The following is a 20,681-nucleotide window of genomic DNA, read 5'->3' on the forward strand; positions in this document are numbered from 1 at the left end:
GGCCTGCTCGCCCTGGTGCGCAACACCTGGCGCACTCTGACGTCGATGGGCACCGCGCTGGTGCTGCTGTTCCTGCTGGCGCTGGCCGCCATCCCCGGCGCCCTGCTGCCGCAGCGCAGCCTCAACGCCGGCAAGGTCGACGAGTACCTCGCCGCGCACCCCACGGTCGGACCCTGGCTGGACCGCCTGCAGGCGTTCGACGTGTTCGCCAGTTTCTGGTTCACCGCGATCTACGTGCTGCTGTTCGTGTCGCTGGTCGGCTGCCTGACGCCCCGCCTCGCCGAGCACGTGCGCAGCCTGCGGGCCACCCCGGTCCCCGCGCCCCGCAACCTGTCCCGGCTGCCCAAGCATCACCGCGCCGACGTCCCGGGCGACCCCGACGCCGTCGTCGCGACCGTCGAGGCCGGCCTGCGGGGCTGGCGCCGCACGGTGCGCCGCGACGGCGACGTCGCCGAGATCTCCGCGGAGAAGGGGTATCTGCGCGAGTTCGGCAACATCGTGTTCCACTTCTCGCTGCTCGGGCTGCTCGTCGCGATCGCCGTCGGCAAGCTGTTCGGCTACGAGGGCAACGTCATCGTCATCGCCAACGGCGGCCCCGGCTTCTGCTCCGCGTCGCCCGCCGCCTTCGACTCGTTCCGCGCGGGCAACACCGTCGACGGCACGTCGCTCAACCCGATCTGCCTCCGCGTCAACGACTTCGACGCCGACTACCTGCCCACCGGGCAGGCGCTGACGTTCGCGGCCAACGTCGAGTACCAGGCCGGTGACGACCTCGACACCGACACGTGGCGGCAGTACCGGCTCGAGGTCAACCATCCGCTGCGACTGGGCGGTGACCGGCTGTACCTGCAGGGCCACGGCTACGCGCCGACGTTCACCGTCACGTTCCCCGACGGGCAGACCCGCACCCAGACCGTGCAGTGGAAGCCCGAGGACCAGCTGACGCTGCTGTCGTCGGGCGTGGTGCGCGTCGATCCGCCGGGCGGCACGTATGCCGACGACCGGGAGCGCCGCCGCAACCAGATCGCCATCCAGGGGCTCCTGGCGCCCACCCAGCAGCTCGACGGCACGCTGCTGTCGTCGAAGTTCCCCGCGCTGAACGACCCCGCCGTCGCGATCGACGTCTACCGCGGCGACACCGGCCTGGACACCGGCCGGCCGCAGTCCATCTTCACCCTCGACCCCCGGCTGATCGGGCAGGAGCGGCTGAAGAAGGAGGCGCGGGTGAACCTGGCGGCCGGCGAGTCGACGCGGCTGGCGGACGGCACCGTGGTCCGGTTCGACGGCGCCGTGCCGTTCATCAACGTGCAGGTGTCGCACGACCCGGCGCAGGTGTGGGTGCTGATCTGGTCGATGACGATGATGGCCGGCCTGCTGGTGTCGCTGGTGGTCCGCCGGCGCCGTGTCTGGGTTCGTGTGACGTCGTCGGGGCCGGGTACCGTGGGCGTCGAGCTGGGCGGACTGGCGCGGACCGACAATTCCGGTTGGGGTGACGAGTTCGAGAAGCTGACCGGGCGGCTGATCGCAGGAGAGAGATCCAAGCCATGAATACCTTCGAGATCGATCTGGGCCTGGCCCGCTACTCGGACTGGGCGTTCACCACGTCGGTGCTGGTCCTCGTCGGCGCGCTGCTGCTCTTGGCCGTCGAACTCGCCTACAGCCGCAGCCGCAAGGTCGAGGCCCGCGAACTGGTCGCCGCCGGAGGCGGCTCGATGGCCGGAGCCGCCGGACGCGGCTCGGTGGGCGTCGACAGTGCGCGCCCGGGTGTGGTGACCGCCGCGCCGCGCCGTCCGGTCGACGAGCGCATCGGCCGCGCCGGACTGGCGCTGGTGTACGTCGGCATCGTCGTGCTGTTCGCGTGCATCGTGCTGCGCGGGTTCGCCACCTCGCGCGTGCCGTGGGGCAACATGTACGAGTTCATCAACCTGACCTGCTTCTGCGGTCTGGTCGCGGCGGCCATCGTGCTGCGCCGCCCGCAGTACCGGGCGCTGTGGGTGTTCGTCCTGCCGCCGGTGCTGGTGCTGCTGACCGTCTCGGGAAAGTGGCTCTACACCCACGCGGCGCCGGTGATGCCCGCGCTGCAGTCCTACTGGCTGCCGATCCACGTCTCGGTGGTGAGCCTGGGCTCCGGGGTGTTCCTCGTCGCCGGCGTGTCGAGCATCCTGTTCCTGGTCAAGACGTCCCGGCTGGGGGAGCCCCGCGAGGGCGCGCTCGGCGCGATCCTGGCGCGCGTGCCGGACGCACAGACGCTCGACCGGATCGCCTACCGCACCACGATCTTCGCGTTCCCGGTGTTCGGTTTCGGCGTCATCTTCGGCGCGATCTGGGCCGAGGAGGCGTGGGGCCGCTACTGGGGCTGGGACCCCAAGGAGACGGTGTCCTTCATCGCGTGGGTGGTGTATGCGGCGTACCTGCACGCCCGCTCGACCGCGGGATGGCGGGACAAGAAGGCCGCCTGGATCAACGTCGTCGGCTTCGTCGCGATGGTGTTCAACCTGTTCTTCATCAACCTGGTCACCGTCGGCCTGCACTCCTACGCCGGGGTGGGCTGACTTGCTGCTCCCCGGCGGCGAACAGGGGTTCCGCGCGCAGCAGCGGTTCCGCGACCCCGCGCAGCACGTCGCCGCGCCGACCGTCCCGCCGGAGTGGACCGCGCCGACGCCGCCGCGGGGCCTGCCCGTCGCCGCCCCGGAGCCCGCCCGGCCGGCCGTCGCCGCGGCCCCGGCCACCTGGTCGGGCCTGTCGTCGGATCCGACGGAGCTGGCGCTGCTGGCTCAGCCCAAGCGCGCACCGGCCGGCGGCTGGCGCCGCTGGCTCTACCTCGGTACCGGAACGCTGGTGAACCTGGGCGAGAGCGCCCGCGACGTCGAGCGCAAGCAGCTGGCCGCCCAGGCTGGCCGACCGCTGCGGGACTGCTACCGCATCGCCCTCCTCTCGCTCAAGGGCGGCGTCGGCAAGACCACGATCACCGCCACGCTGGGAGCGACGTTCGCGTCGGTCCGGGGCGACCGCGTCATTGCGGTGGACGCCAATCCCGACCGCGGCACGCTGAGCCAGAAGGTGCCGCTGGAGACGCCGTCCACGGTGCGTCACCTGCTGCGCGACGCCGAGGGCATCGTCGGCTACTCCGACGTGCGGCAGTACACCTCCCGTGGGCCGAGCCGGCTGGAGGTGCTGGCCTCGGAGAGCGATCCCGCGGTGTCCGACGCCTACAGCTCCGAGGACTACGACCGCACGCTCGGGGTGCTCGAGAAGTTCTACAGCCTGGTGCTGACCGACTGCGGTACGGGGCTGCTGCACTCGGCGATGTCGGCGGTACTCAGTCAGGCCGACCTGCTGGTGGTGGTGAGTTCGGCCGCGGTCGACGGCGCCCGCAGCGCGTCGGCGACGCTGGACTGGCTCGACGCCCACGGCTACCGGGACCTGGTGTCCTCGTCGATCGTGGTGGTCAACGCGGTGCGGCCGGGCAAGGGCGCCACGCGGGTGGACATGGACAAGGTGGTCGACCACTTCGCACGGCGGTGCCGCGCGGTGCAGACGGTGCCCTTCGACCCGCACCTCGAGGAGGGCGCGGAGATCGACCTGGAACGGCTGCGTCCGGAGACCCGCGACGCATTGCTCCACCTGGCGGCCACGGTGGCGGGCGGGTTCCCCGCCTCGCGCTGACGCCTAGTGGGTGTCCGGGTCGGGGTGGTTGAGCCTGCGGAGGAAGTCGGGGTCGTCGTCCGGGCCGACGACGCGCGTCCGCGGTGCGCCGGCCGACGCCCGCATCAACCGCCACCCGACGTAGATCAATCCCGCCAGGATCAGGGCGAGAATCAAGAACTGCACGACGACCTCCTACCTGTTTCGAGCATACGCGCCGTCGGTAGGCTCGGGGCCGTGACTGACGGACGGCCCGGCCCCCGCATGGTGCTCGACGTGGCGGTGTATGCGGTGGCGCGCCTGCTGCTGGTGGCGGTGATCGCCGGTGTCATCTACGCCCTCGGCGGCCTGCTCGTCGACGAGTTCCCGCTCGTCGTCGCGCTACTGTTCGCGATCGTCGTGGCTCTGCCGCTGGGCATTTGGTTGTTCGCGCCGCTGCGCCGCCGCGCGACGGCGAGCATCGCGGTCTTCGACGAGCGCCGCCGGGCCGAGCGCGACCAGCTGCGGGCGCGGCTCCGCGGCGACGACGCCCCGTCCGAGTGACGGTTCGGTGACGTCGGCACGGTGGGCCTTCGGGGCCGAATTCCCGGGCGCGGACGGCTTTCTCAACTCGCCGACCTACGGCCTGCCGCCCACGTTCGTGTCCGAGGCGCTGCACGACCACCTCGCGGCGTGGCAGGCGGGCACGATGGACGTCCCCGCCTTCGACGAGTGGGTGCGCCGCGGTCGTGCGGGCTATGCCGCGCTGACCGGGACGCCGGCGGAAACGGTGGCGATGGGCGGCAGCGTGTCGGCACTGCTGGCGCTGGTCGCCGCCGCGGTCCCGGACGGCAGCCGGGTCGCGACGCTTGCGGGCGAATTCACCAGCACCACCTTCCCGTTCGCGGCGCAGGACCGCCGTGGGGTCACCGTCACCGAGCTGGCCCCGGCCGAGTTGCTCGCCACGGCCGGGCAGTACGACGTGGTGACGGCCTCCGTGGTGCAGTCCGCGTCGGGCACCGTGCTCGACGTCGACGCGCTGCGGTCGGCGGTCGCGGGGACCGGCACGTGGACGGTGCTCGACGCGACGCAGGCGGCGGGGTGGAAGCGACTCGACCTCGGCTGGGCCGACGTCACGGTCGCCGCGGTCTACAAGTGGCTGCTGGCGCCGCGCGGGACGGCGTGGATGTCGGTGAGCGACCGGGTGGCCGCGACGCTGACGCCGCACGCCGCGAACTGGTACGCCGGCGAGGACCCGTGGTCGTCGATCTACGGGCTGCCGTTGCGGCTCGCGGCCGATGCGCGCCGATTCGACACCTCACCGGCGTGGTTCGGGGCGCTGGGGTCGGGGCTGACGCTGCCGTGGCTGGCTTCGCTCGACGCCGCCGCGGTCGAAGCGCACTGCGTCGGGCTGGCCGACCGGGCGCGGGCGGCGCTCGGGCTGCCGCCGTCGGACTCGGCGATCGTCACCATCCCGACCGCCGACGCATCGGAGCGGCTGCGCGACAACGGCATTCGGGCCGCCGTGCGCGCCGGTGCGGTGCGGGTCGGCTTCCACCTCTACAACACCGAGGACGACCTGGACCGGTTGGTCGACGCGCTGACCGGCTGAGCGGCTCAGCCGAGCGTCAGCGCCAGGGCGACCGCAACCGACCACGCCAGCATCGTCAGGCCGGTGTCGCGCAGCACCGGAATGAGGTCGCGGCCGCCGAGGCCGCGCCGCACCGGCGCGGCGGCCCGCACGGCGAGCGGCAGCGCCACCAGGCCGACCGCGCACCACGGCGTCGCGAGCAGCAGGACCAGCGTCAGCACGAAGGTCAGCGCCACCAGGGCCTGGAACAGCAGCCGGCTCCGCGCGTCGCCCAGGCGCACCGCCAGCGTGATCTTGCCGACCTCGCGATCGGTGGGGATGTCGCGGAGGTTGTTGGCCACCAGCACCGCCGACGAGAGCGAGCCCACCGCGACCGCGGCCGCCAGGCCCACCCAGTCCACCCGCAGCGCCTGGGTGAACTGCGTGCCGAGCACGGCCACCAGACCGAAGAAGACGAACACGGCGATCTCGCCGAAACCGAGGTAGCCGTAGGGCTTCGACCCGCCGGTGTACAGCCACGCCCCGGCGATGCACACGGCTCCGACGGCGATCAGCCATGGCGCGCTGACGATCGCCAGCACCAGACCGGCGACCGCTGCGACGGCCAGGCTGATCACGGCCGCGGTGAGCACCGCCCGCGGCGAGGCCAGCCGCGACCCCACCAGGCGCAGCGGTCCCGAGCGCACGTCGTCGGTGCCGCGGATGCCGTCGGAGTAGTCGTTGGCGTAGTTCACGCCGACGATCAGTGCCAGCGACACCACCAGGGCCAGCAGGGCCTTCCACCACACCGCCGAGTCCAGCCACGCCGCCGCGCCGGTGCCCGCGAGGACCGGGGCGACCGCGTTCGGCAGCGTTCTGGGCCGGGCCCCCTCGAGCCACTGTGCGACGGTCGCCATGGGCACGATCCTCGCATGCAGGATGATGGATGGATGCGTGCGGACTCGAGGAGCGGCGAATGCTGGGTGTGATCGGTGGGAGCGGGTTCTATTCGTTCTTCGGCCCGGACGCGCGGAGCGTCAACCTGGACACCCCCTACGGCGCGCCCAGCGCGGCGATCACGGTGGGCACGGTCGGCACCCACGAGGTCGCGTTCCTTCCGCGGCACGGCGTCGACCACGAGTTCTCGCCGCACACCGTGCCCTACCGCGCCAACATGTGGGCGCTGCGGGCGCTCGGCGTACGCCGCGTCTTCGGGCCGTGCGCCGTCGGCAGCCTCACCCCGGACCTCGGCCCGGGCGCGATGGTGGTGCCCGACCAGCTCGTCGACCGCACCAGCGGCCGCAAGGACACCTACTTCGACTCCGGCGGCATCCACGTCGGTTTCGCCGACCCGTACTGCCCGACGCTGCGCGCGGCGGTGACCGACCTGCCCGGCGTCGTCGACGGCGGCACCATGGTGGTGATCCAGGGGCCGCGGTTCTCGACGCGCGCCGAGAGCCGGTGGTTCGCCTCGCAGGGCTTCACGCTGGTGAACATGACCGGGCACCCGGAGGCGGTTCTGGCCCGCGAACTCGAGATGTGTTACGCCGCAATCGCTCTCGTGACCGACCTGGACGCCGGCATCGAGACGGGCGCCGGCGTCACGGCGGTAGACGTGTTCGCCGAATTCCAGCGCAACCTGGTGCCGTTCAAGCAGCTGGTGCACGAGGCCATCGACCAGGTCGCCGACGAGCGCACCTGCACGCACTGCCTGCCGCACGCCGGCGTCACCCTGCCCATCGAGCTGCCGTGAGGATCCTGCTCACGGGCGCAGCCGGTTTCATCGGCTCCCGGGTCCACGCTCGGCTGACCGACGCCGGCCACGACGTCGTCGCCGTCGACGCGATGCTGCCCGCCGCGCACGGCGAGGGCTCGTCGGTGCCCGACGGCGTGCTGCCGCTCGACGTCCGGGACGCGGCGGCCCTGCGGCCACTGCTGCGCGGCGTCGACGTCGTGGTGCACCAGGCCGCGGTGGTCGGCGCCGGCGTCGACGCCTCGGACGCGCCGTCCTACGGCAGCCACAACGACTACGGCACCACGGTGCTACTCGCCGAGATGTTCGCCGCGGGCTGCCGCAGGCTCGTCCTGGCGTCGTCGATGGTGGTGTACGGGCAGGGCCGGTTCGCCTGCGCCGCGCACGGTGTCGTCGACCCGCTGCCCCGCACCCGCGCCGACCTCGACGCCGGGGCGTTCGAGCACCGCTGCCCGGTGGGCGGTGAATCGCTCGACTGGCGCCTCGTCGACGAGGACGCGCCGCTGCGTCCGCGCAGCCTGTACGCCGCCAGCAAGGTCGCCCAGGAGCACTACGCGCTGGCGTGGGCCGAGGCGACCGGCGGCGCGGTGGTGGCGCTGCGCTATCACAACGTCTACGGCCCGTACATGCCGCGCGACACCCCGTACTCCGGCGTCGCCGCCATCTTCCGTTCGGCGATCGAACGCGGCGAACCGCCGAAGGTGTTCGAGGACGGCGGACAGATGCGCGACTTCGTGCACGTCGACGACATCGCCGCCGCCAACGTCGCCGCCACCGCCGCCGACCGCGGCGGGTTCGCCGCCTACAACGTGTGCTCGGGCCGGCCCATCGCGATCCGCGACGTCGCCGCCCGGCTCTGCGAGGTCCGCGACGGTCTCGCGCCGGTGTTGACGGGGCAGTACCGCAGCGGCGACGTGCGGCACATCGTGGCCGACCCGGCGCGCGCGGCCGACGAACTCGGGTTCCGCGCCGCGACCGACCCGATGACGGGGCTCGCCGACTTCGCGTTCGCGCCGCTGCGCGGCTGACCGCCGGCGGCATACTGGCGGTGTGAACGACCTGAGCCGACGGTTCGGCATCGAGTTCCCGCTGTTCGCCTTCAGCCACTGCCGCGACGTGGTGGCCGCGGTGACCAACGCCGGCGGGTTCGGCGTGCTCGGCGCCACGGCCTACACCCCCGAGCAGCTCGACCGCGAGCTGTCCTGGATCGACGACCACGTGGACGGCAGGCCCTACGGCGCCGACATCATCGTGCCTGCCACCTTCGAGGGCAAGGGCGAGCGCCTCGGCAAGGCCGACCTCGCCGCGCGCATCCCGGACGCACACCGCGACGTCGTGGCGACGCTGCTCGCCGAGCACGGCATCGAACCCGACGCCCGCCCGCGGCTCGGCGGCACCATGCTGTCCGGGGACACCGGCCGCGAACTCCTCGACGTCGCCATGAGCCACCCGATCAAGCTGATCGCCAACGCCCTCGGCGTCCCGCCGGACTACATGATCGAGGCGGGCCGGGAGCACGGCGTCCCGGTGGCCGCGCTCGTCGGCGCGAAGGAACACGCGCTCAAGCAGGTGGCCGCGGGCGTCGACCTGATCATCGCCCAGGGCACCGAGGCCGGCGGGCACTGCGGCGACGTCAGCACGCTGGTGCTGGTCCCGGAGGTCATCGACGCGCTCGCCGAGGCCGGCAGCGACGTCCCGGTCCTCGCGGCGGGTGGCATCGTCACCGGCCGGCAGATGGCGGCCGCCATCGCGCTCGGCGCGGCGGGCGCCTGGACCGGCTCGGTGTGGCTGACCACCGAGGAGGCCGAGACCGCGCCGCACACCAAGGTCAAGATGCTCGCCGCGTCGTCGCGCGACACCGTGCGCTCGGCGGGCCGGACGGGCAAGCCGTCGCGGCAGCTGGTGTCCGACTGGACGAAGGCGTGGTTGCCCGCCGACGGCGGCGAGAAGCCCCTGCCGCTGCCGCTGCAGTCGATGCTCAGCGAGCCGGTGCTGCGCCGCATCGACGTGCTCGCCGAGCAGGGCCATCAGGGCGCCCAGGCGCTCGCCACCTACTTCGTCGGCCAGGGCGTCGGGCTGATGCGCGAGGAGAAGCCGGCACGTCAGGTGGTGCTCGACTTCATCGAGGACTACCTCGCGGCCGCCGAGCGAATGGCCGCGACGCTGCCGGAGTGACGCTGCCGGACTGACGGGGGCGCCGGACTGACGGGCGGGCTGGATCGACCGGCGCCGCTACTCCGCGCCGGCCAGCGGCAGCCGCACCTCCAGGCGCGCCCCGGTGTCGAGGTTGTAGGCCGTGACCGTGCCGTGGTGGGCCTGCACCAGACCCGCGGCGATCGCCAGTCCGAGCCCCGAGCCGCTGGGCAGCGACGAGTCGTCGCGCGGCACCCGGCCGTTGGAACCGCGGTAGGCGACGTCGAAGACGCGCGCCAGGTCGGCCTCGTCGATGCCGACGCCGGTGTCGTCCACCCGGGCCCACGCCCCGAGCTCATCGGACCCCACCGACAGGGCCACCCGGCCACCGTCGGGAGTGTGCGCGATCGCGTTGGCCACCAGGTTCGACAGCACCCGCACCAGCGCGCGGTCGCTGCCGATGACCCGCACCGGCTCGCTGGGCAGGTCGGCGCGCAGCGTCACCCCGGCCCGTTCGGCGGTGATGCGGTGGGCGTTGATCACGTCGTCGACCACCTCGTCGAGCGCGACCTTGTCGTAGGCGGGCTGGATGGCGCCGGCGTTGATCTTCGACATCTCGAACAGGTCGTCGACCATCTCCGAGAGCCGCACCGTCTCGTGCTCGATGTGCTGGGCGTGGTCGCGGATCTCGTCGCCGGTGACGACGCCGTCGGCGATGGCCTCGGCGACGGCGCGGATGCCGGCCAGCGGCGTGCGCAGGTCGTGGCTGACGAACGCCACCAGGCGTCGCCGGGACTCCTCGGCGGCGTGCTCGGAATCGCGGATCTGCTGCTCCCACACCGTTCTTCGGGCCTGATAGCGCCCCAGCATGATCGCGGCGGGAATGGTCACGACCGACACGATCACCAGCACGATCACGATGCGTTCGAAGCGCTGGGTGAACATGAAGCCGCTCGCGCCGAGGATGCCGGTGAACGTCGCGACGGTCGGGATCAGGACCAGCACCACCATGCTGACGGCGATCGACCAGGACCGGGCGAGCCGGATGAGCAGCGCACCGGCTAGCACCACCGGTAGCGAGCAGGCCAGCGCCAGCCCGACGATCTCGGCCAGGGCGGGTTCGGTCACTCCCGGGCCTCGCCCCACATGTAGCCGCGCCCCCACACCGTCTGCACGCGGTGTTGGTCGCCGAGCTTGGAGCGCAGCCGCTTCACGTGGACCGTGACCGTGGACAGGTCGCCGTAGTCCCACTGCCACACGTACTTCAACAACTCCTCGCGGCTGAACACGGTGTCGGGGTGGGACAGGAAGAACACCAGCAGGTCGAATTCGCGGTTGGTCAGCGACACCGGCTGGCCGTGCACGGTGACCGAGCGCGCGGCCGCCGACACCGCGAGCCCGCCGGTGGCCCGCACGGCCTGGGACTGGGGCTGCGCCACCGGGCCGCGGCGCAGCACCGAGCGGACCCGCAGCGCCAGTTCCCGCGGGCTGAACGGCTTGGTGACGTAGTCGTCGGCGCCGGCCTCCAGACCGGCGATGCGATCGTCCTCCTCGCCCAGGGCGGTCAGCAGGATCACCGGGACGGCATAGCCGCTGCGCTGGCGCAACGTCTGGCACAGCGCCAGCCCGTCCGGCCCCGGCATCATCACGTCGAGGACGGCGAGGTCGACGCGCTCGCTGCCGAGCACCCGCAGGGCCTCGTGCCCGTCGCGGGCGGTGGAGACGTCGAGGCCGTCGCGTTCGAGATAGCGCCGCAGCACGTCGCGGACGACGTTGTCGTCGTCGGCGATCAGCACACGGGTCACGACGATCCAGGGTAACCGCGAATGAGCCGTTCGCACCGCGTGTCATCGTTTCGTCAGGGATGTCCATGTTTCGGATCAGCGTGATTGGCAAACCTCCACCGGTGGGCGACGGTCGGGTGACGGTGGTGCTGCCGTGCATGAACGAAGCCGACTCACTACCCGGCGTCCTGGCCGGCATCCCGGACGGTTACGAGGCGCTCGTCGTCGACAACAACAGCACTGACGGGACGGCCGAGGTGGCACGCAGGCACGGCGCTCGAGTGGTCGCCGAATCCGTTCCGGGTTACGGTTCGGCGGTGCACGCCGGAATCGAGGCCGCCGCAACCGAATTCGTCGCCGTCATCGACGGCGACGGCTCGTTGAACCCCGCCGACCTGCCGGCCCTGGTGCGCGACGTCGAGGGCGGGGCGGACATGGCCGTCGGCCGCCGCCGACCTGCCCGGGGTGTGCGCTGGCCGTGGCACGCACGTCTCGGGACCGCCGCGGTGAGCTGGCGGTTGCGCACCCGGCACGGACTGGGAGTGCACGACATCGCGCCGATGCGGGTGGCACGCCGCGACGCCGTCCTCGGCCTCGGGGTGGTCGACCGCCGGTCGGGCTATCCGCTCGAACTGCTGGTCCGCGCCGCCGCCGCCGGGTGGCGCGTGGTGGAGCGCGACGTGGCCTACGGCGCGCGCACGGGCGGCCGGTCCAAGGTCAGCGGCTCGGTGCGCGGCAGCGCCCACGCGTCCGTCGACTTCTGGCGGGCCATCTCGTGAACCCGCCCGACGACGTTCCCTGTACCGCGCTGGTCGTCGCCAAGGCGCCCGTCCCGGGGTTGGCGAAGACCCGCCTGGCCGCCTCCATCGGGCCCGAGGCCGCCGCCGACGTCGCCGCTGCCGCGCTGCTCGACACCCTCGACGCGGTGCTGGCGTCGTCGCTGTCCGGGCGCGTCGTCGCGTTCACCGGCGACCTCGACCGTGCCTGCCGGTCCGCCGAGATCCGCGCGCGGCTGGCCGACGTCACGGTCGTGGAGCAGCGTGGCGAGGACTTCGCCGAGCGGCTCGTCGGGGCGCATGCCGACGCCGCGGCGGCCACCGGTCACCCCGTCCTGCAGATCGGCATGGACACTCCGCAGGTGAGCGGCCCGCTGCTGACGCGGTGCGCCCGCACGCTGCTCGCCGAGCCGGCCATCCTCGGCATGGCCCGCGACGGCGGCTGGTGGGTGCTCGGCCTGCACGATCCCCGGGTGGCCCAGTGCCTGCGCGCCGTGCCCATGTCTCAGGCGGACACCGGCGAGCAGACCCTGCGAGCGCTGGTCGCCGCGGGGGTGACACCGGCGTTGGTCGAGGAGCTGGCCGACATCGACACCATCGCCGACCTGGCTGCGGTGGGCCGCGAGTGCGCGGTGGGAAGTCGGACGAGAAGCGTTGCGGCAGTAGGAGGTACGTAAGGGTGTTCGGGAATCTCTATGATCGGGCGCTCACGGGCGAACGCTGCTGGATCCGCTACGACGACGGTTCGGTGCACGGACTGGCGGTACGCAGCTGGCTGGGCAGCAAGCGGCGCAGCGACAGCAGCTTCGACCGCGCCGTGGTCGACCTGTGCGACGGCCCCACGATCGACCTGGGCTGCGGCCCGGGCCGGCTGGTGGCCGACCTGGTGCGCCGCGGCATTCCCGCGCTCGGCGTCGACCAGTCCGCCACCGCGGTGACCCTGGCCCGCCGCCGTGGTGCGCCTGCGCTGCACCGCGACGTCTTCGACCCGCTCCCCGGCGCGGGCCGCTGGTCGACGGTGCTGCTGGCCGACGGCAACGTGGGCCTGGGCGGGGACCCACTGCGTGTGCTGCTGCGTGCCGGCGAGCTGCTGCGGTCGGGCGGCCGCTGCGTCGTCGAGTTCGACCCCGACACCGAGGGCGTCGTGACGCGCTGGGTGCGGCTGGAGTCGTCGAAGACCATCGGCCCGTGGTTCCGCTGGGCGAACGTCGGCCTCGACGGCGCCCGCAAGCTCTGCGACGACGTCGGCCTCGCCGTCTCCGCGGTGCAGCCGGTGAACGGCCGCATCCTCGCGACGCTCGCCGCGGCGTGAGACCCGCTACCAGTTGGTGAAGATCAGGCTGTTGAGCAGCAGTGCGCCCAGCACGTTGAGCGCCAGCCACCACCGCTGCGATCGCGGCGGCAGCAGGGCCCCGGCCGCGACGAACCACACCGTGAACGGCAGCCAGATGCGCTCGACCTCGGCCTTGCTCAGCATGCTCAGGTCGGCGCACAGGATCGCGGCCACCGCACCCAGCAGCACCAGGTGCAGGCCGGCGCGGCGCTTGAGGGCGGCGACGTCGAACAGCCGGGCCAGGCCCGCGACGGTGCCGAGCCCCACGGCGCACACCACCGAGGCGAGGTTGCCCCACACCCAGTACTGGAACGGCCGGTCCAGCGCGATGCCCTGCCAGTAACGCTCCTGGACCAGGTGGTAGCCGTCGAACCACCAGAAGCCCGCCGCGAAGAACACCGCGACCACCGCCACGGCGGCCAGCACCGCAGGCAGCAGCGCCCGCACGGCCGAGCGCAGCGTCGGGGCGCCGGCCAGCACGGCCACGGCGGGTAGCGCCATCAGACCCGCGCCGTAGTTGAGGAAGATCACCCAGCCCAGCAGCAGCCCGGCAGCCGTCGCGGCGACGACCGGCAGCCGCACGGCACCGCGGGAGGCGAGCGCCAGCAGCGCGATGCCCCAGGCGGCGACGCCGGCGAAGTATCCGTCGGCCGACACCGCGATCCAGATGGCGGTCGGCGCGACGGCGACGAACGGCGCCGCCCGGCGCGCGATGGTCTCGTCGGCGAGGACGCGGGCCGCGACCACGATGGCCGCGGCGGCACTCGAGCCGACGAGCAGGCACAACGCACCGGCCCAGGCGCCGCCGGACAGCCCGATGCGGTCCAGCCACACGAAGGTGAGCAGCGCGCCGGGCGGATGCCCCGACACGTGCGTGATCCAGGAGTTCGGCTGGAAGTCCAGAATTCGGTCGGAGAAGGTGCGGACGGTTTCCGGGATGTCGGTGATGTCGGGCACCTGGCGCAGGTACTCGTGGCGGGCGGTGAGCCGGCCGGCGAAGCCGCGTTCCCAGCCGTCGATCATCGCCAAGGAGAAGGCCCACGCGGCCGACGTCGCCCACGTCACCCACGGCACCGCCCGCCAGGGCAGCCGTGCGGCCACCGACTGGCCGACGAGCACGGCGGCCACGCCGATGACGACGGCGGGCACCGTGCCCCACCCGACGTGCACCTCCCACCAGCCGAAGATCGGTGCCATTCCGGCGAAGTCGCGGAACCGCTGCGGCGTCGCGTTGATCAGGGGGGTGACGGTGTCGAGGTGCAGGTGCGGCACCGCGAAGGCCGCCACCACCAGCGCGAGTGCGACGACGACGGCAACGATCTCGCGGCGGGCGGACTTCACGCCTGCCACCCTAGGTGGCGTTCTCGTGGGCCGGTCTGACGGTTCGGTGACGCGCGCCCGGCTCTCGTCAGCGCGGTTCGGAGTCGACGACGCCGAGCCGCTCGAGCAGGTAGAGGAAGGCGGCCGCGAAGTCGTTGTCCGAGGTGTCGGCGCGCACCCGCGCCCAGTCGACCTGCTCGCGCACCGCCCGCACGGGCGGCATCAACTTCGCGAAGTCGCAGTGGTGCTCGTGCAGTGAACGCAGCTTCTGGGTCAGCACGACCGTCGGCGGCAGCACCGGCATGGGGATGGCGAGCACGTCGCGCTCCTCGGCCGTCGCGAGGAGTCCGGCGTCCACTCGCGTGCCGTTCACCCGGTGCAGCACGTCGACGAGCGCTTCGTTCAGCGTGGCCTTGAACAGCCAGTCCTCGGGGGTGCGCTCGATGGCGAAACCGGCCGCGGCCAGTGCGGCGACCGCCTGATCGACGTCGTCCTCGGCGACCACCACGTCGGCGTCGTGCACCGGTTCGGGGGCGCCGTACGCCCACAGGGCGTAGCTCCCCGCCAACGCGAACGCCGGCCCATCGGCCTTCAGGGCCGACGCGGCGTGCCGCAGCGCCTTGCGTAACGCGTCGGCATGGCCGAGCACGTCGGGTTCGTCAGCCTCCGGTGAACGACCGTCCGTCATGTGGGTATGCATTACCCCGTGCGCGTAGCGACATTCAACATCCTGCACGGCAGGACGGTCGGTGACGGCGTCGACGTCGACCGGCTGGCCGAGTGCGTCCGCCGCCTCGACGCGGACGTGCTGGCCCTGCAGGAGGTGGACGTGGACCAGGAGCGGTCGGGCCTCGCCGACCTCACGGCGGTGGCGGCCGAGGCGATGGGCGCGCGCAGCCACCGCTTCGTCGCGGCGATCTCCGGGACGCCCGGCGCGACGTGGATGGCCGCGACGGGCGAGGAGCAGCCGGGCACCGCGGGCTACGGCATCGCGCTGCTGTCCCGCTATCCGGCCTCGACGTGGCAGGTCGTGCGGATGCCGAGGATCCCGTTCCGCTTTCCCATGTACCTCCCCGGCCCCAACCGCGTGATGATGGTCGAGGAGGAGCCGCGGGCTGCGGTGATCGGCAGCTTCGACACCCCGCACGGGCCGCTGACGGTCGCCAACACCCACCTCTCGTTCGTGCCGGGCTGGAACCGGCTGCAGCTGCGGCGGCTGGTTCGCGACCTGCGCGGACTGCCGGGCCCGCACCTGCTGGTCGGCGACCTCAACATGACCGAGCGCGTGGTGGCCCGCTGGTCGCGGCTGCGTCCGCTGGCCGCGGCGCCGACGTTCCCCGCCGACGTGCCGACGCGCCAGCTCGACCACGTCCTCACCGACGATCGCCGGCTGCGGGTGACCGCGGTCGACGCACCGGAGATGCCGATCTCCGATCACCGGCCGCTGGTCGTCGACCTGGACGAACGCGTCTGACCGACCGGCGCTGCGCCCGTCCGTTGGGCGAAGTGGTCGGTACGAGATGCGAAGCGCTTCTCCCGGCGCCGTTTCGCGACGCGGCGAAGCGGGCTTCCCTCCCGGACACGTCGAAGGGAGCTGGCATGCGGGTGGGTCTGGTCGGAGTTCCGCGCCTCCTGGCGCCACTGGCGGGGGCACTTGCGTCGCAGGATGCCGAGGTCACCGTCTACGGCTGCCTGCAGGACGCCGAGACGCCGGACCGGGCCGACGACGCCGGTTACCGCGTCGTCCGAATGCCGGGCGTGGTCGGACGCACGGCGGCCGACCTCGCCCCGGTGCTCAACGACTTCGCCCGCTTCCTGGCGTCGGAGTGGGAGACCGACCGGCCCGACGCCGTGAACGCCGACGGGTGGATCCACGGCGTCGCCGCGCAACTGGCCGCCGACCGCACGTCGATCCCGACGGTGCAGACCCTGCCGCGCCTCGGTGCCGTGACCGGGCAGCGGCAGTCGCGCATCGTGGGCCCGCCCGCACGATCGCGGCTCGAGCGGTTGCTCGCGAAGTCGGCCACCCGCGTGGCGGCCGCCTGCTCGGAGGACGTCGCCGAATTGATTCGCATGGGGTGTCCCCGCTCGCGCACCGCGGTGCTGCCGCACGGCGTCGACCTCGAGGTGTTCGAACCGACCGGTGCCAAGGACGAGCGGTCGGCCGGCTTTCGCGTCGTGACCGCGGTGGACGACCTGCTGCCCTACCAGGGGCTCGAGGATCTCGTCTGCGCCGTCGCGAAGCTGCCCGACGCCGAGCTGGTGGTCGTGGGCGGTCCGGCCGGCGCGGACGTGGCCACCGACGCCGACGCCAACCGCCTGCTCGCGATGGCCGCCCACTACGGCGCCGCCCACGTCACGGTGACCGGGTCGCTGTCGCCGGCCCGTCGGGCGGAGGTGCTCCGCTCGGCCGACGCCTTCGCCTATCCGTCCTGGTACGACTCTCAAGCCGTGCACGTCATCGAGGCAATGGCGTGCGGGGTGCCGGTGGTGGCGTCCGAGGCGGGTGCCATGGCCGACGTCGTCGTGCACGAGGTGACCGGTGTGCTGGTGCCGCCCCGCGCACCGGCGCGACTGCGCGAGGCGCTGTCGGGGATGCTGCACGGCGGCGTGCTGCGTGACGGCATGGGCCTCTCCGGGCGGACCCGCGCCCGGTCCTGCTATTCCTGGGAGCGGGTGGCCGTGCAGTCGCTCGACCTCTACCGGGCCGCGGTGGGCGTTCCCGCCGTCGGAGCACGACGCGTACCGGTGGCCGCCGCCGCCCGATGACGTTGTCAGCCAACGCCTCTCGTCGGTGATCGCCCTGGTGTCCCGCGAACCGTTTCGCCTCCCCGGCGTGGGGTAGTTCCCCTCGAGTGGAAGGGAGCATGCGATGAAGGCAGTCACCTGGCACGGCAAGCGCGACGTTCGGGTCGAGGAGGTACCCGACCCGAAGATCGTCGAACCGACCGACGCGATCATCGAGGTCACGTCCACCAACATCTGCGGATCCGATCTGCACCTCTACGAGGTGCTCGGGGCGTTCATGAAACCCGGGGACATCCTCGGGCACGAACCGATGGGCGTCGTCACCGAGGTGGGGTCGGCGGTGACCAACCTCGCGGTCGGCGACCGCATCGTGGTTCCGTTCCAAATCTCTTGCGGCAGTTGCTACATGTGCGATCAGACGCTCTACACCCAGTGCGAGACGACGCAGGTGCGCGACCAGGGGATGGGCGCCGCGCTCTTCGGCTACTCCGAGCTGTACGGTTCGGTGCCCGGCGGTCAGGCGCAGTACCTGCGCGTACCGCAGGCGCAGTTCACCCACGTCAAGGTGCCCGACGGGCCCCCGGATTCGCGCTTCGTGTACCTGTCCGACGTGCTGCCCACCGCGTGGCAGGGCGTCGCGTACGCCAACGTGCCCGACGGCGGATCAGTGACCGTGCTCGGGCTCGGGCCGATCGGCGACATGGCCGCGCGCATCGCCCATCACCTCGGATACCGCGTGATCGGAGTCGACCGCGTTCCCGAGAGGCTGGAGCGGACACGGGCTTTCGGCATCGAGGTGCTCGACTTCGATGCGCTCGACGTCGGTGTCGGTGATGCGATCCGCGACCTCACCGGTGGTCGCGGCACGGATTCGGTGGTCGACGCCGTCGGCATGGAGGCCCACGGTTCCGGGGTCGCCAAGACCGCGCAGCAGGTGACGTCTCTGTTGCCCGACGCGCTGGCCAAGCCGATGATGCAGAAGGCCGGCGTGGACCGGCTCGACGCGTTCTACACCGCGATCGACGTCGTCCGCCGCGGCGGCACCATCTCGCTGTCCGGCGTGTACGGCGGCGCAGCCGATCCGCTGCCGATGCTCACGATGTTCGACAAGCAGATCACGCTGCGGATGGGGCAGGCCAACGTCAAGCGGTGGGTGGACGACATCATGCCGCTGCTCACCGACGCCGATCCGCTCGGCGTCGACACCTTCGCCAGCCACGTCCTGCCGCTGGACGAGGCCCCCCACGCCTACGAGATCTTCCAGAAGAAGACCGACGGCGCGGTCAAGGTGATGCTGACGCCGTGACGTCGGGCGTCGACGCCGCGAAACATCGTGTTCTCGCGGCGTTTACGCACGTCGAGGACCGGAGAAACGCTTCTCGCCAATCCCGTTTGAGTCAAAACGCGAAGGGTACTCGGCGCGCCATGCCCTCGACGAGCACCTCGGCGACCACACCACGAACGGTGCTGATCTGGCACGTCCACGGCTCGTGGACCGAGGCCTTCGTCGCAGGTGGGCACGACTATCTCGTGCCGTTCACCGGCGACGCGCGTGCCGGCGGACTGCGCGGCCGGGACTGGCCCGACGCCACCGAGGTCACGCCGGACGAGTTGCGACTTCGCGATGTGGACCTGGTCGTGCTGCAGCGGGTCGAGGACCTCGAGTTGGCAGCCCAGTGGTTGGGCCGACGGCCGGGCGTCGACGTACCCGCCGTGTTCGTGGAACACAACGCGCCGCGCCCGCACCCGGTCGACAGTCGGCACCCGCTGGCCGACCACAGCGACATCCCCATCGTGCACGTCACCGACTTCAACGCCCTCATGTGGGACAACGGATCGGCGCCGGTGCGCGTCATCAACCACGGGGTCCCCGACCCCGGTCCGCTGTACACCGGCGAGATCGCCGCCGCCGCAACGATGATGAACGAGCCGGTGCGACGCTGGCGCACCGTGGGCGCCGACCTGCTGGGCCCGCTGAGCGGGCACGTGCCCATCGACGTCTGGGGCATTGCGTCGGAACGGCTCGACGAGGAGCCCCACCGCAATGCGCGCGTGAGCGCGCGCGGTGACCTGCCGACCCGCGAGTTGCTGGGAGAAGTCGCGCGCCGCCGGGTGTATCTGCACACGGCACGGTGGACGTCGCTCGGGCTCTCGCTGATTGAGGCGATGTTCCTGGGCATGCCGATCGTCGCGGTGGCGTCGACCATGGCGCCCTTGGTGATTCCGCCCGAGGCCGGGGTGGTCAGCGCCGACGTGCCGACGCTCGGCTGGGCGGCGGAGGGCTTCGTCGCCGACCACGTCGCCGCCGTCACCGCGGGCAAGGCCGCCCGCGACTACGCCACGACCCACTTCGGCGTCGACAGGTTCCTCGCCGACTGGGATCGACTGATCGAGGAGGTATCGAGGTGACGATGCTGGAGAGCGCCAGAACGGACACCGCGCTGAGGATCGCGATGATCTCCGAGCATGCCAGCCCACTGGCCCACATCGGCGGCGTGGACGCCGGCGGCCAGAACGTCGCCGTGGCCGAGCTGTCGGCGGCGTTGGCCCGGCTGGGCCACGACGTGGTGGTGTACACCCGGCGGGACGACGCCGGGCTGCCCGAGCACGTCGACACGGCCGACGGATACTCAGTGGTGCACGTTCCCGCCGGACCGGCCGAGGTGATCGCGAAGGACGAGATGCCGCAGTACATGGGCGATTTCGGCGAGTACCTCGCCGGCCAGTGGACGCAGTGGCGACCCGACGTCGCGCACGCCCACTTCTGGATGTCCGGCCTCGCCACGCTCGCGGCCGCCGACCCGCTGCGCATCCCCACCGTGCAGACCTTTCATGCACTCGGTGCCGTCAAGCGGCTGCACCAGGGTGCTGCCGACACCAGCCCCGACGAACGGATCCGGCTGGAGACGATGATCGCCCGCAGCGTCGACTGGGTGGCGGCCACGTGCTCGGAGGAGGTCGCCGAACTGGTGCGCATGGGCCGCCCCGCCAACCGGATCTCGGTGGTGCCGTGCGGCGTCGACGTCGAGGAGTTCACCCCCGACGGCCCCACGGCGCCGAAGGGCAAGGCGCACCGCGTGGTATCCGTCGGGCGGATGGTGCCGCGCAAGGGCTTCGACACGATGATCCGGGCCATGCGACAGCTGCCGCGCACCGAGCTGGTGATCGTCGGCGGCCCGGACAAATCCGAACTCGACGACGACGCCGAGGCGATGCGGCTGCAGCGGCTCGCCGCCGCCCAGGGCGTCGGCGACCGGGTGCACCTCTACGGCTCGGTGGCGCGCGACGAGATGCCGATGCTGCTGCGGTCCGCGGACGTCGTGGCGGCGACGCCCTGGTACGAGCCGTTCGGCATCGTCCCGCTGGAGGCCATGGCGTGCGGCGTGCCCGTCGTCGCATCGGCCGTCGGCGGCATGCTCGACACCGTGGTCCCCGGCAGCACCGGACGGCTGGTGCCGCCGCGCGACGCCAACGCCCTCGCCGCGGCGATCGGCCCGCTGCTGTGGGACGGCCGGTTGCGCGACCGCTTCGGTGCGGCCGGACGCCGGCGCGTCTGCGAGCACTACACCTGGGACCGCGTCGCGGACGGCACCGAGGAGGTCTACCGCACCCTGGCCGCCGTCGGGAGGCTGCGGTGAGC

General features: G+C 72.3%; 22 protein-coding genes. 16 read left to right on the forward strand and 6 right to left on the reverse strand.

Going from position 1 to position 20,681, the window contains the following annotated elements; all coding sequences use genetic code 11:
• Positions 1 to 45 precede the first annotated feature (45 nt).
• Genes resB through FZ046_RS09805 form a run of 3 tightly spaced genes read left to right on the forward strand, consistent with a single transcriptional unit; the run spans position 46 to position 3,666 of the window.
• On the forward strand, positions 46 to 1,548 hold the full coding sequence (gene resB, locus FZ046_RS09795; protein WP_070354127.1) for a cytochrome c biogenesis protein ResB: 1,503 nt from the start codon (positions 46 to 48) through the stop codon (positions 1,546 to 1,548).
• On the forward strand, positions 1,545 to 2,552 hold the full coding sequence (gene ccsB / locus FZ046_RS09800; protein WP_070354069.1) for a c-type cytochrome biogenesis protein CcsB: 1,008 nt from the start codon (positions 1,545 to 1,547) through the stop codon (positions 2,550 to 2,552). Before resB ends, ccsB begins: the two co-directional genes overlap by 4 nt.
• A 1-nt stretch (position 2,553) precedes the next feature.
• Entirely contained in the window at positions 2,554 to 3,666 is a 1,113-nt protein-coding gene (locus FZ046_RS09805; RefSeq protein WP_407664456.1) for a nucleotide-binding protein, read from the forward strand.
• A gap of 3 nt (positions 3,667 to 3,669) precedes the next feature.
• Here the strand turns inward: FZ046_RS09805 and FZ046_RS27350 are convergent, their stop codons facing one another.
• Positions 3,670 to 3,831 carry a hypothetical protein gene (locus FZ046_RS27350; protein WP_099046076.1) on the reverse strand — a complete coding sequence of 54 codons (162 nt, stop codon included), beginning with the start codon at positions 3,829 to 3,831 and terminating at the stop codon, positions 3,670 to 3,672.
• 78 nt (positions 3,832 to 3,909) lie between these two features.
• Between FZ046_RS27350 and FZ046_RS09810 the strand changes: the two genes are divergently transcribed.
• The gene (locus FZ046_RS09810; protein WP_070355803.1) at positions 3,910 to 4,188 is read left to right on the forward strand and encodes a DUF4229 domain-containing protein; all 279 of its coding nucleotides are present in this window, start codon (positions 3,910 to 3,912) and stop codon (positions 4,186 to 4,188) included.
• Positions 4,189 to 4,195: 7 nt separating this feature from the next.
• Complete coding sequence (locus FZ046_RS09815) at positions 4,196 to 5,236, forward strand: aminotransferase class V-fold PLP-dependent enzyme (protein ID WP_070355804.1); 1,041 nt, start codon at positions 4,196 to 4,198, stop codon at positions 5,234 to 5,236.
• Between the two features lie 5 nt (positions 5,237 to 5,241).
• On the opposite strand, the gene FZ046_RS09820 is transcribed toward FZ046_RS09815, so the two are convergent.
• Positions 5,242 to 6,111, reverse strand: a complete 870-nt coding sequence (locus FZ046_RS09820) for a 1,4-dihydroxy-2-naphthoate polyprenyltransferase (RefSeq protein WP_070355805.1) — start codon at positions 6,109 to 6,111, stop codon at positions 5,242 to 5,244.
• A gap of 59 nt (positions 6,112 to 6,170) precedes the next feature.
• Here FZ046_RS09820 and FZ046_RS09825 point away from each other — a divergent pair, with 59 nt between their 5' ends.
• From FZ046_RS09825 to FZ046_RS09835, 3 genes are read left to right on the forward strand one after another with little or no spacing between them, the layout of a single operon-like run.
• Positions 6,171 to 6,947: an S-methyl-5'-thioadenosine phosphorylase gene (locus FZ046_RS09825; protein WP_070355806.1), complete on the forward strand. Its 777-nt coding sequence runs from the start codon at positions 6,171 to 6,173 to the stop codon at positions 6,945 to 6,947.
• Entirely contained in the window at positions 6,944 to 7,975 is a 1,032-nt protein-coding gene (locus tag FZ046_RS09830; RefSeq protein WP_070355807.1) for an NAD-dependent epimerase/dehydratase family protein, read from the forward strand. The genes FZ046_RS09825 and FZ046_RS09830 overlap by 4 nt, the downstream gene beginning before the upstream one ends.
• A 22-nt stretch (positions 7,976 to 7,997) precedes the next feature.
• Positions 7,998 to 9,122: a nitronate monooxygenase gene (locus tag FZ046_RS09835; protein ID WP_070355808.1), complete on the forward strand. Its 1,125-nt coding sequence runs from the start codon at positions 7,998 to 8,000 to the stop codon at positions 9,120 to 9,122.
• Between the two features lie 57 nt (positions 9,123 to 9,179).
• On the opposite strand, the gene FZ046_RS09840 is transcribed toward FZ046_RS09835, so the two are convergent.
• Together FZ046_RS09840 and FZ046_RS09845 are read right to left on the reverse strand one after the other, a co-directional pair.
• Positions 9,180 to 10,208, reverse strand: a complete 1,029-nt coding sequence (locus FZ046_RS09840; RefSeq protein WP_070355809.1) for a sensor histidine kinase — start codon at positions 10,206 to 10,208, stop codon at positions 9,180 to 9,182.
• Entirely contained in the window at positions 10,205 to 10,885 is a 681-nt protein-coding gene (locus FZ046_RS09845; RefSeq protein ID WP_070355810.1) for a response regulator transcription factor, read from the reverse strand. Before FZ046_RS09845 ends, FZ046_RS09840 begins: the two co-directional genes overlap by 4 nt.
• 65 nt (positions 10,886 to 10,950) lie before the next feature.
• Here FZ046_RS09845 and FZ046_RS09850 point away from each other — a divergent pair, with 65 nt between their 5' ends.
• From FZ046_RS09850 to FZ046_RS09860, 3 genes are read left to right on the forward strand one after another with little or no spacing between them, the layout of a single operon-like run.
• A complete protein-coding gene (locus FZ046_RS09850; RefSeq protein ID WP_070355819.1) occupies positions 10,951 to 11,643 on the forward strand; it encodes a glycosyltransferase family 2 protein in 693 nt (230 codons plus the stop codon).
• The gene (locus tag FZ046_RS09855; protein ID WP_070355811.1) at positions 11,640 to 12,317 is read left to right on the forward strand and encodes a TIGR04282 family arsenosugar biosynthesis glycosyltransferase; all 678 of its coding nucleotides are present in this window, start codon (positions 11,640 to 11,642) and stop codon (positions 12,315 to 12,317) included. Before FZ046_RS09850 ends, FZ046_RS09855 begins: the two co-directional genes overlap by 4 nt.
• Before the next feature lie 2 nt (positions 12,318 to 12,319).
• A complete protein-coding gene (locus tag FZ046_RS09860) occupies positions 12,320 to 12,952 on the forward strand; it encodes a methyltransferase domain-containing protein (RefSeq protein ID WP_070355812.1) in 633 nt (210 codons plus the stop codon).
• 6 nt (positions 12,953 to 12,958) lie between these two features.
• Here FZ046_RS09860 and FZ046_RS09865 read toward each other — a convergent pair whose 3' ends face one another.
• Positions 12,959 to 14,314, reverse strand: a complete 1,356-nt coding sequence (locus tag FZ046_RS09865) for a hypothetical protein (RefSeq protein ID WP_070355820.1) — start codon at positions 14,312 to 14,314, stop codon at positions 12,959 to 12,961.
• Between the two features lie 67 nt (positions 14,315 to 14,381).
• The gene (locus FZ046_RS09870; protein ID WP_070355813.1) at positions 14,382 to 14,981 is read right to left on the reverse strand and encodes a hypothetical protein; all 600 of its coding nucleotides are present in this window, start codon (positions 14,979 to 14,981) and stop codon (positions 14,382 to 14,384) included.
• Positions 14,982 to 14,999: 18 nt separating this feature from the next.
• Here FZ046_RS09870 and FZ046_RS09875 point away from each other — a divergent pair, with 18 nt between their 5' ends.
• From FZ046_RS09875 to FZ046_RS09895, 5 genes are all read left to right on the forward strand, one after another.
• Positions 15,000 to 15,767, forward strand: a complete 768-nt coding sequence (locus FZ046_RS09875; RefSeq protein WP_070355821.1) for an endonuclease/exonuclease/phosphatase family protein — start codon at positions 15,000 to 15,002, stop codon at positions 15,765 to 15,767.
• Positions 15,768 to 15,892: 125 nt separating this feature from the next.
• Positions 15,893 to 17,062, forward strand: a complete 1,170-nt coding sequence (locus FZ046_RS09880) for a glycosyltransferase (protein WP_070355814.1) — start codon at positions 15,893 to 15,895, stop codon at positions 17,060 to 17,062.
• A gap of 103 nt (positions 17,063 to 17,165) precedes the next feature.
• Complete coding sequence (locus FZ046_RS09885) at positions 17,166 to 18,347, forward strand: zinc-dependent alcohol dehydrogenase (protein ID WP_070355815.1); 1,182 nt, start codon at positions 17,166 to 17,168, stop codon at positions 18,345 to 18,347.
• Between the two features lie 119 nt (positions 18,348 to 18,466).
• Positions 18,467 to 19,450 (forward strand): glycosyltransferase, encoded by a 984-nt coding sequence (locus FZ046_RS09890; protein WP_176749659.1) that lies wholly within the window; start codon positions 18,467 to 18,469, stop codon positions 19,448 to 19,450.
• Positions 19,451 to 19,482: 32 nt separating this feature from the next.
• Positions 19,483 to 20,679, forward strand: coding sequence for a glycosyltransferase (locus tag FZ046_RS09895; RefSeq protein WP_070355823.1), 1,197 nt, complete (start codon positions 19,483 to 19,485; stop codon positions 20,677 to 20,679).
• The last annotated feature ends 2 nt before the right edge of the window (positions 20,680 to 20,681 follow it).

The organism is Mycolicibacterium grossiae, from assembly GCF_008329645.1.
Classification (GTDB): Bacteria; Actinomycetota; Actinomycetes; order Mycobacteriales; family Mycobacteriaceae; genus Mycobacterium; species Mycobacterium grossiae.